At 67.8% G+C, this 14,769-nt stretch carries 14 protein-coding genes; 4 read left to right on the top strand and 10 right to left on the bottom strand.

All coding sequences use genetic code 11. From position 1 onward, the window contains the following. The first annotated feature begins 407 nt into the window (after positions 1-407). Positions 408-740: a hypothetical protein gene (locus ACWDMM_RS23105; RefSeq protein ID WP_195081545.1), complete on the top strand. Its 333-nt coding sequence runs from the start codon at positions 408-410 to the stop codon at positions 738-740. A gap of 162 nt (positions 741-902) precedes the next feature. Further along, positions 903-2,066 (top strand): FAD-dependent monooxygenase, encoded by a 1,164-nt coding sequence (locus tag ACWDMM_RS23100; RefSeq protein WP_323124299.1) that lies wholly within the window; start codon positions 903-905, stop codon positions 2,064-2,066. A 222-nt stretch (positions 2,067-2,288) separates the two neighbouring features. Here the strand turns inward: ACWDMM_RS23100 and ACWDMM_RS23095 are convergent, their stop codons facing one another. The 9 genes from ACWDMM_RS23095 to ACWDMM_RS23055 form a co-directional block, all read right to left on the bottom strand. Continuing rightward, positions 2,289-2,540, bottom strand: coding sequence for a WGxxGxxG family protein (locus ACWDMM_RS23095; protein ID WP_195081543.1), 252 nt, complete (start codon positions 2,538-2,540; stop codon positions 2,289-2,291). A gap of 212 nt (positions 2,541-2,752) precedes the next feature. After that, on the bottom strand, positions 2,753-3,139 hold the full coding sequence (locus tag ACWDMM_RS23090; RefSeq protein WP_195081542.1) for a hypothetical protein: 387 nt from the start codon (positions 3,137-3,139) through the stop codon (positions 2,753-2,755). Between the two features lie 283 nt (positions 3,140-3,422). Beyond that, positions 3,423-3,794, bottom strand: a complete 372-nt coding sequence (locus ACWDMM_RS23085) for a cold-shock protein (protein ID WP_195081541.1) — start codon at positions 3,792-3,794, stop codon at positions 3,423-3,425. Next, positions 3,769-3,981 carry a hypothetical protein gene (locus ACWDMM_RS23080; RefSeq protein WP_449939432.1) on the bottom strand — a complete coding sequence of 71 codons (213 nt, stop codon included), beginning with the start codon at positions 3,979-3,981 and terminating at the stop codon, positions 3,769-3,771. Before ACWDMM_RS23080 ends, ACWDMM_RS23085 begins: the two co-directional genes overlap by 26 nt. Before the next feature lie 289 nt (positions 3,982-4,270). Continuing rightward, positions 4,271-4,561 carry a hypothetical protein gene (locus ACWDMM_RS23075; protein ID WP_195081539.1) on the bottom strand — a complete coding sequence of 97 codons (291 nt, stop codon included), beginning with the start codon at positions 4,559-4,561 and terminating at the stop codon, positions 4,271-4,273. A 32-nt stretch (positions 4,562-4,593) separates the two neighbouring features. Then, complete coding sequence (locus ACWDMM_RS23070) at positions 4,594-5,031, bottom strand: Hsp20/alpha crystallin family protein (RefSeq protein ID WP_357206470.1); 438 nt, start codon at positions 5,029-5,031, stop codon at positions 4,594-4,596. A gap of 147 nt (positions 5,032-5,178) precedes the next feature. Beyond that, a complete protein-coding gene (locus ACWDMM_RS23065) occupies positions 5,179-6,021 on the bottom strand; it encodes a dienelactone hydrolase family protein (RefSeq protein ID WP_195081538.1) in 843 nt (280 codons plus the stop codon). A 162-nt stretch (positions 6,022-6,183) separates the two neighbouring features. After that, entirely contained in the window at positions 6,184-9,453 is a 3,270-nt protein-coding gene (locus ACWDMM_RS23060) for a protein kinase domain-containing protein (protein WP_449939429.1), read from the bottom strand. A gap of 159 nt (positions 9,454-9,612) precedes the next feature. Further along, positions 9,613-10,011 (bottom strand): Zn-ribbon domain-containing OB-fold protein, encoded by a 399-nt coding sequence (locus tag ACWDMM_RS23055; RefSeq protein WP_195081536.1) that lies wholly within the window; start codon positions 10,009-10,011, stop codon positions 9,613-9,615. A 218-nt stretch (positions 10,012-10,229) separates the two neighbouring features. On the opposite strand from ACWDMM_RS23055, the gene ACWDMM_RS23050 reads away from it, so the two are divergent. Beyond that, positions 10,230-13,040, top strand: a complete 2,811-nt coding sequence (locus tag ACWDMM_RS23050; RefSeq protein ID WP_449939426.1) for an aminotransferase class I/II-fold pyridoxal phosphate-dependent enzyme — start codon at positions 10,230-10,232, stop codon at positions 13,038-13,040. 13 nt (positions 13,041-13,053) lie between these two features. Here the strand turns inward: ACWDMM_RS23050 and ACWDMM_RS23045 are convergent, their stop codons facing one another. Beyond that, positions 13,054-13,800, bottom strand: a complete 747-nt coding sequence (locus ACWDMM_RS23045; RefSeq protein ID WP_195081534.1) for a TetR/AcrR family transcriptional regulator — start codon at positions 13,798-13,800, stop codon at positions 13,054-13,056. Positions 13,801-13,896: 96 nt separating this feature from the next. Here ACWDMM_RS23045 and ACWDMM_RS23040 point away from each other — a divergent pair, with 96 nt between their 5' ends. Further along, positions 13,897-14,766 carry an NmrA family NAD(P)-binding protein gene (locus tag ACWDMM_RS23040; protein ID WP_195081533.1) on the top strand — a complete coding sequence of 290 codons (870 nt, stop codon included), beginning with the start codon at positions 13,897-13,899 and terminating at the stop codon, positions 14,764-14,766. Positions 14,767-14,769: the final 3 nt, after the last annotated feature.

Raw genomic sequence — 14,769 nt, 5'->3', positions numbered from 1 at the left:
CGTTCGGGCGCCCGCGAAGTACCCGTGAAGCGAGAGCCGAAACCGGGTGAATGACGGGTTGTCCGACAGCGCCGGCAACCCGGAACACGTTGGAATAAAGCCTGGGCTCGCGCCCGCAGAGCCGGACGCGACCACGCCGTCAACCAGCCTACTTCCATCGCGGCGGCCAACAGGTAGGTCTTCGGAATGTCGCCTTTAGGTACATATGTCAGATCAATTGCCAGCAGCCACGCCGCAGTGATGATCCCTATGCGACGCGCCTCGACCACTGGGCCCGTTCCGGAGTCCTCGGAGAGGGCAACGGTCGGAAATACGGTGTAATTCTGAATTAGTTCCCGCGGTGGCTTATGGAGTTCCGCGAAGGCGCGTAGGATTCGAGCAGGTCGGGACTGTACCTGGAGCCCATCATGTTCGAGAGAAAGAATTCACACACGAAGTTCGCCCGGTTGGCGGCTGCCGCCGGTATAGCCGCTGTTGCCGCGATTCCGGTCGTCACAGCCGCGGCGCAAGCGCCCACCGCGCAGGCCACGACGCCCACGTCCGCAACCCAACTCGTCGACAACCCCGGCTGGGGCGGCGGGGGCTGGGGTGGCGGCGGTTGGGGCCGCGGGGGCTGGGGCTGGGGTGGCGGCGGCTGGGGTGGAGGGGGCTGGCGCGGCGGCGGCTGGGGTGGGGGCGGCTGGGGTAACGGCGGAGGCTGGTGGAACCCCTTCGGATGGGGAGGCTGGGGCAGCTTCTAGCGTTCCAGCGCCGGTGATCGAGCCCGGACACGCACAGCGTGCCGGGCTCGGCCACATCGAGTACATGTGACGCCAGGATCGACCGACCGGGCTGAAGCCGGTGACGAGATGAAGATCGTGTGTATCGGTGGGGGGCCGGCCGGGTTGTACTTCGCTATTTCGATGAAGCGGCGCGACCCGGCCCATGACATCACGGTGATGGATCGCGATCCCCCCGGGTCCACTTACGGCTGGGGCGTCGTGTATTGGGACGACCTGCTCGACATTTTGTATCGGAACGACCCCGACAGCGCTCAGGCGGTGCGTGCCGGGTCGGTCCTCTGGCGTGAACAGGCGATCCGGATACGCGACGACCAAACCGCATATTTCGGTGGCTACGGATTCAGCATGGGGCGCGCGGCATTGCTCGACGTCCTTTCCCGACGGGCGTGCGAGCTGGGCGTCGATGTCCAGCACGGGCGAGAGATCGACGATCTGTCCGGCTGTGAAGACGCCGATCTCGTTGTCGCCTCCGACGGCGCGAACAGCCGGATACGGCAGCTGGGTGGTCAACGTTTCGGTACCTCCGTCGCTTTCGGCGACAATCGATATATCTGGCTCGGTACCGACATGGTGTTCAGCCGATTCACTTTCGCCTTCGAACACACCTCGGCCGGGTGGATCTGGTTCCATGCCTACCCGTCGGTTGCCGGGAAAATCAGCACCTGCATCGTCGAGTGTCAACCGCAGACTTGGCACGGACTCGGCTTCGATGCCCTGGACAACCTCGAGACCCTGCGTGTTCTGGAGAACATCTTCCGGCGCCCCCTCGACGGTCACTCGTTGATGAGCAAGACACGAGGCGAGTTCGCAAGGTGGAGCCGCTTTCCCGAGGTGACCAACAAGACCTGGTATCACGACAACGTGGTGCTGCTCGGCGACGCGGCGCACACGACGCACTTCACCATCGGTTCGGGCACCCGGTTGGCGATCCTGGACGCCGTCGTGCTCGCACAGAACCTGTACGAGCATGCCGAGGTCGCCGACGCGCTGGAGAACTACGACGCGCAGCGGCGCGCCGCGCTGCGCCCGATCCAGGCCGCCGCCCGTACGAGCATGGTCTGGTTCGAACACGCCGACCGGTATCTCGACCGCCACGCCGTGCGCTTCGCCTATGCGATGGCGGTTCGGCACGGGCTGCAAATGCCGTGGCGATATCAGCTACACCTGCTCACACAGGTACCCGCCGTGCGCAGGATCCGGCGTGGCATCGACTCCGGACAGCGCTGGTGGCGGGCGGCCCGGCGAGGGGAACTCGCGATGGCAAGGCCGCCGCTGCGCCGGTGAAGGCATTCGGCCGACCACGCCGGGCCGCCGGTTGTGCGCGTGCAACGCCAGGCCTCGCGCAGGAGCGACCAGATCCGAGATTCGTCCGGGTGAAAGACCGCTGCACACCGAGAAGGCGGCACGGTGGCCGAGGTCCGGCCGGATCGTTCGGCGTGCGCAGCTGGCGGCCGAACATTCGACAGAAAGGGCCCTGCCCATGACAGGGCCCGAGTCGAAAGCGGTTCAGGGCTGGCGGGGGCGTGCTCCGGTGGACGGAACATCGCGGTTTTCCTTGCGGCGAGCCAAGCCGGCCAAGCCCGCCAGGCCAAGCAGCCCTAGCAGGCCCCACAGACCGGTCTTGTCACTGTCTTTGTCCTCGTTATGCATGTCTTGGGCCAGCGTCACGGGCGCCGGGGCGGGGACCGCTTCGGCTACACCGACTCCGCTGAGGGTGAGGGTGAGCGCCGTCAAGGGGATCGCGATGAACTTGCGCATTTTGCATCACTCCTTCTCTCGGGGACCACGGGGCTGTACCCAGCGGAGAAGATGGAAAACGCGCAGGCCGACGGCGAGTCGAATCCCCCGCCGTCAGGGCATTGTTCCGGCACGAGTTTTAGTGGGCCGTCGATGGACACGGCATAGTTCGAGGACGCGGCGGGGTCCCGCCTTCCCGCGTGGGCGGCCGACGCGAGCACAGGGCCGCGCGGTCAGGGCAGGGCGAGCAGGCCCTTGTTCTCGCGGACGGTCACCACGGCGACGAGGTCCGCGTACGGGGCCGAGCCGAGCCGCAGCTGATGCCCGAGCCGGGCCATGGTCAAGCGCCGGCCGTATTTGATCCGCAGGCCCTCGGCGACGGTGTCGGCCAGCGGACCGGGGCCGTAGAGCTGCACGCTGCCCTGATGCTCGCGGGATCCGATGGCGGGCTCGCCGCGCCAGTCCCCGGCCTGGACGATGACCCGGCGGTCGCGCATCATCCGCGCCGCCTCCGGCGACCACGACGAGAGCCGGAACGCCAGTCGTCCGAGCCCGACCGGTACCACCAGCCGCCGCAGCCGCTCCCAGCGGCCCGGTTCGATCTCGTGGGTCACCAGCACGGTTCGGGCATCCCACCACAGCGACCCCGGATGCCAGTCACTCGGGCGCGCCGGTGCGTTCTGTGGCAGATTTTGTGGATTGCGAACTAATAAATCTGTATTCATCGACATAGATCCGGTGTAGCAGTGGAATCGGAACCCGGCAAGGGCGATCGGTGGCACCGGCTCGAGAGCACGCGTGCGGCGAACACGGCACCGGGGAGCGGCTTCGCCCAGCGCAAGCAGCCGGCGGCCGAGAGACCGAGCGGAGCCGAATTCCGCTCGGCCCCCGCACCGCCGACGTTCATGGGCGGTACCGGCGGTGAGGTCGGCGCGGGCGAGTCGATCTCCCGTGGTCGCCGCGCTGGCGATGCGGTGCGGGACGTGGAGTGGTGCCGGTGCGGGTGTACGGAATGATCTGGGTGGCTTCGGGACCGCGGGGCGTGTCGGTGTAGGTGAAGATCACCGGTTGCCCGGCGGTGAGGGTTTTGTAGCCGGGAGTGGCGATGACGCGATACTCGGCGAATACCGGCTCGCCGCGGTCGGGAGTGAGGTAGCCGAAGCCTTTCTCGGTGTTGAACCAGGCGACGTGCCCGTGCTGCCAGCGCGGTAGCTCCGTTTCGGTGTGCGGGTCGAGGTGCGGGATGCGGTCAGTAGGCGAGGTCGTAGTCGTCATACGGGTCCGGGGTGATCCAGGCTTGGTCGATGCGGTCGGTGAGAGCGGCGGTGTCGAACGCGGCACGAATGCGTTCGGCCAGCGGGTGCACCGCCGCGATGTCCAGGCCGATGTCGCGGTCATGGTCGTAGACGAGGGTGTCTTGGCCGGCGCGATCGGTGTCGCTGCCGTACGGGAACGTGGACATGGCGGTCTCCTTCCTCGAACCGTGATCGTGCGGGAGTCCGGCGAAGGGCCGGGTGGGCCCGGCGCTCTGCGCCGACCGGGCCCACCCGTCGACAGAAGGGATCGAAGGACATGTGTCGATGAACTTCCGCTGACGGGCGGAACAGCGCCTGCCCGGTGCCACTTCCGGTGGCGGGCACGGCGACCGTCAATGCCCGGACACAGCCGGGAGCCGGTCTGCTCGATGCGGGTGCGGCAGGTCGTGTTCCGCTGGCCGCGGAATCATGTTGTGCTCTTGTGCGATACGCGCATCACCTCGCTCTCACTCCTGGTCGGCCATCCAGCCGCAGCGGGCGCGCGGGCGGGCTGCGCTGGGTCGCGGGCGCCGGCTCCGGGCGCCGCCCCCGCAACCGGGGCGGCTGCCGCGGTCGCCGGCTATTGCTCGGACGCGCCCGGCCCGGTCGTGGCCGCCATCGCGCCTGTGCCCCGCGCAGGATGTCGTCCACCTCGCCGAACAACTCTTCGAGGTCCGGATCCAGCGCGAGCAGCCGGTCATCCAGCCACGACAACTCGGGTGCGCCGACGTCGGCCACGGCGGTCATGACGCAGACCTCCGGTGCGGCAGCACCCGCGCTCAGGCGTTGATCGCCTGACGCTCGTGCCCGGCGCAGGTGACCTCGATCTTGCGGGGCTTGGCCTCCTCCGCCACCGGGACGATCAACCGCAGCACCCCGTCGCGGTAGTCCGCGCGAATGCGATCGGTGTCGAGGTTCTCGCCCAGGAACAGCTGACGGCTGAACACGCCGCGAGTGCGTTCCGAGGCGATCATCGCCCGCCCCGGATCCAGCTGTGGGCGCGAGGCCCGCACGGTGACCACGTTGCGTTCGACGTCCAGATCCAGCGAATCAGGGTCGACGCCGGGCAGGTCGAGTTCCACGAAGAACTCGTCCCCGTCCCGCCAGGCATCCATCGGCATCACCGCCGGCCGGGCCGGGGTCCCGAACACTTGTTCGGTCAGACGATCCAAGTCCCGGAACGGATCGGTGCGCATCAACATGGTCGTCACCTCCAGCTCACTCCACTCTCTATTGAAGAGAACTCAGATAACCTATGTCGCTAGACACAGATAATTTTTAGCACTCTCCACAGGCGAGTGCAAGAGGTTGGCGGAGACAATTTCTGCTCCCGGTTCGCGTGGCGGGCTCGAAGCGCGAGGAGGCTACGAGCGCTCGCCGATCGGCCGGTGATCCGGCAGCAGCCGCCCGCCGAGGAAGTCGAGTACCCGATGGAGGGCGGCTCGGGTGGGTTGGCCGGGTTCGTCGATGAGGTGTTCGGTCAGGACCGAGTGGGGACTGAGCACCGCGTCGGGGTTGGCGGCGGCGTCGTCGAGTTCGATCGCGATGAAGGCGTCACCCAGTTGGTCGCGCAGGAAGTCGAATCGTTCGGCCGGGGAGCGCCGATCCCCGCGGAATCGCAGCCCCATCACCGAAAGTCCTTCGCCGCAGCGTTGTTTCACGCGAGCGAGGTCGGAAGCGGACAGATCTATGGAGTACTTCTGCCGGGAGGTCAGCCCCAGCGGCAGTCCCGGCTGGGACAGCACGGGCGCGATCAGACGGTCGTCGACCGCCATGGCGAGGGCGAAACCACCGGTGAAGCACATTCCGACCGCGCCAACTCCCGGTCCGCCGCACCGGCCGTGCTCGTATTCGGCCAGCGCCCGCAGCCAGTGCACGACCGGTGAAGTGCGGCCGGTGGCCAGCACGACGAACTCACGGCTGACGCAGATCGGCCCGAACTGGCCTGCGACGTTCGCCAGCGCGGAGACCAAGCCGTGCGCCGCCGGGCTCGGGTCGCGACCGGGCTTGCCGTACAGATGCGGCACCACCGCCGTGCATCCAAGGCCCGCCACTCGGCGGGCGAAATCGAACACCTCGGGTGAGATGCCGGGAAATTCCGCCATGACGATCACGGCGGGACCGCTGCCCCGGCGAAAGAGTGCGCGGGTCTTGCCGTCGTAGGTGAACGTATCGCGCTCGAAGTCGAGCAGATCGTCGTCGCTCATGTGTGGCCCTTTCTCGCTGTTCGGGGCCACCACTATCGACCGGCCGGCCGCGCCGGTCATAGGAAAAATGTTCCGCACGGCGGTGCCGCGGCGTGGTCCGGCTCGTGCTCGCAGGCGGCTCCGGCCTCGGCGACGCCGCGGGCACAGAGGTGCGGGGGTCGCTCATGTTCCGGAGCGGTTGTCGTGCGATGCCGCTATCCACGCCGCGACCTGGGTCCGGGAAGTGAACCCCAGTTTGGTCAGCACGTGCTCGACATGCCCCTGGGCGGTGCGTGGCGAGATCACCAAGCGAGCGGCGATCTCCCTGTTGGTCAGGCCTTCGGCGACGAGTTCGGCGACTTCCCGCTCGCGTTTGGTCAGTTTGCGGCCGGTGGGATCGCCCGCAACGGGCGAGGCCTGTTCACCCAGGGCGTAGGCGATCGCGGCATCGATATCCAGCGCGGCGCCCTCCCGATAGGCCGCGGCGTAGGTCTGCTCGCTGAGCGAAATTCGTGTTCGGCGCTCGCACTCCTCCTGGTAGCGCAGCAGGTCCGGAAACTGCGTCGGCGTGGTGCCCGCGGACCGGCCGATCTGTTCAGCGGCCGCGGTCAATACGACCACGCGCTCGGCATCCTGCTGGTCGGCGGCGATCCAGGCCAGTGCTTGCAGGCACATGCCGATGTTCGTACGGTCGTCCGCTCTGCTGCTCACCCGAAGTGCTCGCGTGAGAAGGCGAGACGCGCGCGCCGGTTCGCCGCAGCGCCACCAGCAAATGCCGAGCGCCCACAGCGCGTAGGCCTGGTACATCGTCCCTCCGTGCTCTTCGATGATCGCGAGCGCGCGCTCGTAACATGCGATAGCCCGCGCGCTGTCGTCGTCGAATCCGTGGGTGAGCCCCAGGAAGGTCAGCGCGTCGATCCGGAACAGGAGCAGGCCGCCACGCTCGGTGTAGACCCGAAGGGCTCTCTCGAGATATGGGCGTGCTTCGGACGGACTCCCGCCGAACAGCGCGCGGAGTCCCTCGGTGAAGTCGATGTGCGCGTCGATCAGCGGGTCGCTCGCCTGCCTGGCCAGCGCGTGTCCGTCGCGTACCAGATCGGCCACCCCCGGCAGGTCGCCCTGTACCGCGGCGATGAGGCAGGCGGCGTACACCGCTTCGGCCTGGTCGACGGTGACGCGGCCGGTGCGGTGGGCCAGCAGGCGCTCCAGCCAGCCACGCTCTTCGACGAGTGAGCCGTGGGAGAACCGGAAGGGCAACAGCGCAATGGCGATCCGAAGTCCGGCTTCGGGATCGTCGGAAACGCAGAATTCCAGCGCTTGCCGAAGGTTGGCCTGTTCCCGGCGCAACCGGCCGATCCATTCGAAGTCGCGGGGGCTGATGAAGTCGGCATACGCGTCGAGCGCCAGCTGTCGATACCAGTCGCGGTGACGGCGGCACAGTTCGTCGTATTCGCCGGTCCCCTCTACTTTTTCGCGGCCGTAGTCACGCACGGTGTCCAGCATTCGAAACCGCACCATGTCACCCGGCTCCTCGCGGGTGAGGATCGACTTGTCGACGAGGAACGCCACGATGTCCAGGAGGTCGCCCGCTGACAGGTCGTCGCCGCAGACATAGTGGGCGGCCTCGACATCGAAACTGCCCGCGAACACCGACAACTGAGCCCAGACGCGTTGCTGCGAGGGGGTGCACAGGTCGTAGCTCCAGTCGATGCACATGCGCAATGTCTGTTGCCGCGGCGGGGCGCTCCTGCTGCCGCGAGTGAGCAAAGCGAACCGATCGTTCAAGCGCCCCAGCAGTTGCTCCGGCGACATCACCCGCAACCAAGCCGTCGCCAGCTCGATCGGCAACGGCAACCCGTCCAGCCGCTGACAGATCCTGGCGATGGTGACCTGGTTGTCCTCGGTCAGCTCGAAGCCGGGCACTGCCGTGGCAGCCCGGTCGCCGAACAATCTCATCGCGTCGTTACGGGCCGGGTTCCTCGGCAGCCGATCGGGGTCGGGGACGGCCAGCGGGTGGATCGGCACGATCGCCTCCCCCGCGATGCCGATCGGCTCACGGCTCGTCGCGAGAATCCGCAATCGACCACACGCGCGAAGCAACGACTCGGCGAGGTCGGCCACCGCTGCCACCAACTGCTCGCAATTGTCCAGCACGAGCAACAGTTCACGATCGGCGAGGAAATCGGCGAGTACGTCGCGTAACGGCCGCGCCGACCGGTCCTGCAGGCCCAGCGCGCCCGCGATGACGCTCGGCAGCAGCGATTCGTCCCGCAGCTCATCGATCTCCACGAACACCACACCGTCGGCGAAATCGCGTTTCGCGGCGGTGGCGACCTGCACCGCGAGCCGCGTCTTGCCCACTCCCCCGATCCCGGTCAGGGTCACCAACCGCGAACTCGACAACGCGTTCATCGCTCGCGTCGACTCTGTCCGCCGATCGATGAAGCTGGTCAGCTCCAGCGGGATGCTCCCCGAAGCCGGAGAAGCCTCCGCAGCTCGCAACGGCCGCGAGCCCGTCGAAGGAAACTTCCGGTCGGAGGACCCGCCCGCGGGCGGGGCGTACCGAGCCATGTCATCGACGGGGAAACCGTGCCCGGTCAGCGCCGCTCGAAGCTGCTCGCCCAGTTCCGCGGCGGAAGGGCGGCTGCCAGGATCGGCGGCCATGGCGCCTTCGACGACGGCGCACACGTCCTCCGGTATGCCGTGCTCGCGCAGGTCGGGTACCGGCTCGGAGGTGATCCGGAGGAACTGGGCCACCACCTGCTCACCGTCGCGGCGTTCGAACGCGGCATGGCCGGTGATCGCGGCGAACAAGGTGGCGCCGAGACCGTAGACGTCGGCGGCCGGGCTCGCCGCCTCGCCCGCGATCACTTCCGGAGCGGTGAAGGCGGGCGTGCCGGTCACGATGCCGGAACCGGTGACGAACCCGCCTCCGATATGTGCGATGCCGAAATCCACCAGCGTGGGCTCGTCGTAGTCGGTGTAGAGGATGTTGCCCGGCTTGACGTCACGATGCAGCACGCCGGAGTGATGCGCCGCCTCCAGCGCCCCGGCCATCTTCACCCCCAGCCGCAGCGTTTCCTCGAGTCCCAGCGGCCCGTTGCCGCGCAGCCGTGCGTCCAGAGAGCCGTGTGGGTAGTACGGCATGACGATGTAGGGGCGACCGTCATCGGCGACGTCGGCGTGCAGGATGTTCACGATATTGGGGTGTCCGGTCAGCCTGCCTGCGGCCCGCTGCTCGCGGAAGAACCGGGCCCGGTTGTCCTCGTCCAGATCGGCGGTGAGCACCTTGACGGCCACGACCCGGTCGAGCGAGACCTGCGTGCAGCGATAGACAGTGCCGAAACCACCCCGGCCGATCTCCACGGCGTCGCAGAACCCGGCCGCCGCCAACTCCGCCGCGACCGAACCGGACACATCGCGTTGTGTCGCGAAGGGATCGGCATCGGTCATCGACTACACCGATTCACCCCATCCACGGCAACCCACCATTGCCCACCTCTCGAGGACGTATCCCCAGGATATCGCCAGGTCGGATGCGGTGGGGTCGTATACCCTTCCCGCACCACAGCGGCGCTGGCAAACGCTGTGCCCGGCAGCGGCGCGGCGCGATCAGGGCGAATCGGTGCTGACCGCGAAGACCGGGAACCCCCCTTCCGGGGGATGCGGCTGGAATCGAACGCGCACGGACCGGCCGGGCACCGAGGGGATCTCCCCTTCGAGGGAGGTGTAGACCCACGGGCCCTCGTCGAGCGCCACGATGGCGATCGTCAGCGGCACCAACCCGCCGGGCCGATCGGTCGGGGCCCGGTCCACAATCCGCCACGACACGACCGACCCCGCACCCGACGACGGCACACGCTCGAGTTCGCCGGATCCGCAGGACGAACATCCGGACGTGATCGGCGCGAGCAGCTTCTCACACCGCAGACAGCGGTTGATCATCAACATGTCCAGGCACGGTGCGCTGCCGCTCCCGACGGCATCCGGACTGCTCTTCAGCTGGTTCATGTGCACAGAAGCTCCCAGGAACGATGCTGCAAGTTCCGCTCCAGACTCCCCCGGAAAGCCGCGTCCGGCGACGGCCGAATGGCCCGGGGGTATACCTGTTTTTCCGCACTGCCCGGTCCGTGCTCGGTGACCGACGGCTAGGAATTCGCTCGTCGGCGGAGCAGAATGTTGGCAGAGATGGCTGTTCGGAGAGCCCACCGAGGGGCGGAGCTGACGACATGCATCGAGACGGCGAGCGCCCGAAAGGGCTTTCTGTTTCCGCGCTTGCGGCGGTGGCGAACCCGTCGTACTCCCGCATCGACACGTGGAATCTGCTCGATGACGCGTGCCGCAGGCTCGCCGATATCGATCGGGCCGGGCTGGACACCACCCATGTGGCCGCCAGGGTGCGGCGTCTGCTCGATCGCCTCGGCACCTACGAGCGGTACTGGCTGTACCCGGGCCCGGCGAGACTGACGACCTTTCGTGACTATCTCGACGACCTCGCGACGGTGCGGCTCACCGAGGAGGTGTCGCTGGCCGTGCGCCTGCTCTCGGAGTACGGCGACCGCGCGGCGGTGTTCGACACCTCCGCCCCGCTGGCCGATCAGGAGCTCGTGGCCAGGGCCGAACGGCAGCAGTTCTACACCGTCCTGCTCGGCGACGATTCCCCACCCGAGGTCCCCGATGGCCTCGCGGCGAGCCTGCGGGCGCTGCGCGCCCCGTCGGACGATGTGCGGTTCGAACTGCTCGTCGTGCCCAGCATCGAGGACGCCATCACCGCGGCCGCGTTGAACGGCGAGATCCAGGCCGCGATCATCCGGCACGACCTCCCGCTCCGCTCGGGCGACCGGGTCCCGCTGATGACCACGCTGCTCGGCGCCAACGACGCGGTGGACGTGACCGACCGCACCCACGACTGGATCGAATGCGGCGAGTGGATCAAGAAGCTGCGGCCGCATATCGACCTGTATCTGCTCACCGACGAGTCGATCGCCGCGGAGACCGAGGACCAGCCGGACGTCTACGATCGCACGTTCTATCGGCTCAACGACGTCACCGACCTGTACAGCACGGTGCTCGCCGGCATCCGCGGCCGCTACGCCACGCCGTTCTTCGACGCCCTGCGCGCCTACGCCGCCGCACCGGTCGGCCAGTTCCACGCGCTTCCCGTCGCGCGTGGCGCCAGCATCTTCAACTCCAAGTCGCTGCAGGACATGGGCGAGTTCTACGGCCGCAACATCTTCATGGCCGAGACGTCGTCCACCTCGGGCGGACTCGACTCGTTGCTGGATCCGCACGGCACGATCAGGGCGGCGATGGACAAAGCCGCCGCGACGTGGTGCTCCGACCAGACCTACTTCGTCACCAACGGGACATCCACGGCGAACAAGATCGTCGTGCAGGCACTGACCCGGCCAGGCGACATCGTCCTGATCGACCGCAACTGTCATAAATCGCACCACTACGGCCTGGTGCTGGCCGGGGCGTACCCGATGTATCTGGACGCCTACCCGTTGGAACAGTTCGCGATCTACGGGGCCGTGTCGCTGCACACCATCAAGAAGGCGCTCCTGGACCTCGAGGCCGCCGGACAGCTGGACCGAGTGCGGATGCTGTTGCTGACCAATTGCACGTTCGACGGCATCGTCTACAACCCCCGGCGGGTGATGGAAGAGGTCCTCGCGATCAAGCCGGACATCTGCTTCCTGTGGGACGAGGCGTGGTACGCGTTCGCGACCGCCGTGCCGTGGGCTCGACAGCGGACCGCGATGGTCGCCGCCGAGCAACTCGAAGCGATGTTGGCCTCGCCCGGGTACGCCGAGGAGTACCGCCAGTGGCGCGCCTCGATGCGGGATGTCGACCGTGCCGAGTGGAGCGACCGCAGGCTGCTTCCCGACCCGGCGCGCGCCCGGGTCCGGGTGTACGCGACGCATTCCACCCACAAGTCGCTGTCCGCGCTGCGGCAGGCGTCGATGATCCATGTTCGCGACCAGGATTTCAAAGCGCTGGTCCGCGAGACGTTCGCCGAAGCGTTCCTGACCCACACCTCGACCTCGCCGAACCAGCAACTGCTGGCGTCGTTGGATCTGGCGCGCAGGCAGGTCGACATCGAGGGTTTCCAGCTGGTCCGCAGCGTCTACGACATGGCGCTGGTGTTCCGGCACCGCGTCCGCAAAGACCGGCTGATCGGCAAGTGGTTCCGCATCCTCGACGAGGACGACTTGGTGCCAGAGCAGTTCCGTCCCTCCGCCGTCAGCTCCTACCGGCAGGTCAGACAGGGTGGCCTGGCGGAGTGGAACGAGGCGTGGCGGTCCGATCAGTTCGTGCTCGATCCCACCAGGGTCACCCTGTTCATCGGCAAGACCGGCATGAACGGGTTCGACTTCCGCGAGAAGATCCTGATGGACCGGTTCGGCATCCAGATCAACAAGACCTCGATCAACAGCGTGTTGCTGATCTTCACGATCGGCGTCACCTGGTCCAGCGTGCACCACCTGCTGGACGTGCTGCGCCGGGTGGCCACCGACTTCGACAGCAGCGTGAGCGCGGCGGGCAAGGCCGACCGGGCCCTGCAGCAACGGCGGATCGACGAGATCACCAAGGATCTGCCCGCGCTGCCCGACTTCAGCGAGTTCAACAGCGCCTTCCGCCCCGACGGCGCCAGCTCGTTCGGCGACATGCGATCGGCCTTCTACGCCGGATATGAGGAGTCCGACCGCGAACACGTGCTGCTCGGCGACGCCGGGCGACGGCTCGCCAAGGGGAAGTCCCTGGTGTCGGCCACCTTCGTCGTCCCGTACCCGCCCGGCTTCCCGATACTGGTTCCAGGACAGGTGGTCTCCAGGGAGATCCTGTATTTCCTGGCCGAACTCGATGTCAAGGAAATCCACGGCTACAACCCCGACCTCGGGTTGTCGGTCTTCACCGAGGCCGCGCTCCAGCGGATGGCCGCGGCTCGGCATCCGCGTGCCGGGGTGGCCGACGGAGCGGGAAACGGCGATCTCGTGATCTCGGGTAGCAACCGGGCCACGACGGTCGCGTGGTGACTACGCCCGCGATCTAACCATCGGCGGCAAGGCGGTCGAGCCACTCCCGCAGGAGATGCCGCTCCGCGCTGCTGAGGGTCGTCTGCTCGGGCAGTGCGGCGCGCAAGGCACGGGCGGCGCCTGCCGGGCCCGGGTCACGCACGGCCGGCTTTTCATAGGTGACGGCGGCGACCATGGACTCCCGCAGCGTGGTGAACAAGGCCGGATCGCGCCGCTGCTCGGGCAGCGAAAGCCAGGTCAGCACCGCACCGCGCGCCGTGGCATTGATGATCTGCGCCGCGAGTTCCTCGTCGACGCGCAGCAGGCCACGGGCGGCGAGACGCCGGATGCGTCCCATCAGGATCTCCATGCCCGCTTGGAAGGCGGCCGACGAGGTCCCGGCGGGTTCGGTGTACATCAAGGTGAACAGCGCGGGATTGGCCGAACCGAACTCGACCGCGACGTCCCAGCCTGCTCTGAGGTCCTCGATGGGGTCCTGCGGGTCGGGATCGACGTGCTTGGTGGCGAGGAACGCGACGAAACCGTACTCGGCCACCGCGTCGAGCAGCCCGTTCTTGTCGCCGAACAGCCGGTAGATGGCCGGTGGCTGCAAGCCCGCCGCATCGGCGACCGCGCGTGTGGTGACCGCGTCGCGACCCCCGCGCGTGAGCAGATCGATGGCGGCCTCGATGACCCGCCGGCGGGTCTGCTCACGTGCCGTGGCCGGGGCGTCGGATCTGACGGTCGCGGCATCGTCGCCGCCGCCTGGATGCGAGGTCATGGATCAACGATATCGCGGTGTTGATTCCATCGTTAGTATCAATGATATCGTGATTACGATTCCATTGGAAACATCAGTCGAATTACGGAGTGCCACATGATCGTCGTGACCGGAGCGACCGGGCAGCTGGGGAGTCAGATCGTCGAGAAACTGCTCACGCGCGTACCCGCGGAGCACGTCGGGGTCAGCGTCCGCGACCCACGGAAGGCACGGACATTCGCCGAACGCGGGGTGCGGGTACGGCAGGGAAGTTTCACCGACCCGCGCAGCCTCGCCCACGCCTTCGAGGGCGCCTCTCAGGTGCTCATCATCTCCGTGGACAAAATGGGCGAAGAGTGCGTCGCAGAACATCGCACCGCGATCGAAGGGGCCGTCGCGGCGGGCGCCCGCCGCATCCTGTACACCAGCCAGATGGGGGCCGGCGCCTCGTCGCACTTCCAGGCCTGCCGCGACCACGCCGCTACCGAGGAGGTGCTGCGCGCCTGTGGCGTGCCGTTCACCTCACTGCGCAACGGCTTCTACGCCGCCAGCGCGGTGCACTTCCTCGACCACGCGGTGGACTCCGGCCGGATCGCGCTCCCCGCCGACGGGCCGGTCAGCTGGACGGCGCATGCCGACCTCGCCGAGGCAGCCGCCATCATCCTGGCCGACGAAGGCCGCTTCGACGGACCGACGCCGCCGCTCACCGGAGGGCGCGCGCTGACCTTCGACGACATCGCGGCTATCGCGAGCGAGGTCACGGGCCGGACCATGACGAGGACCACCACCCCCGACGAGCAGTTCCAGCAGCAGCTGACCGGCCAGGGCGTTCCCGCGCAGCGGGCGGCCGAGCTGGTGGGCATCTTCGCGGCCAGCCGCGCGGGCGAGTTCGCCACCGTCGACCCGGCGCTGGCCACCTTGCTCGGCCGCGAACCCATCGGCCTGCGCACGGTGCTGCGCGAGCGACTGGCCTGCGGCAGCCGGTGACCC

The organism is Nocardia sp. NPDC003726, from assembly GCF_053586955.1.
The sequence above is the reverse complement of the archived record's forward strand: the minus strand, read 5'-3'. Positions and strand labels throughout refer to the sequence as shown.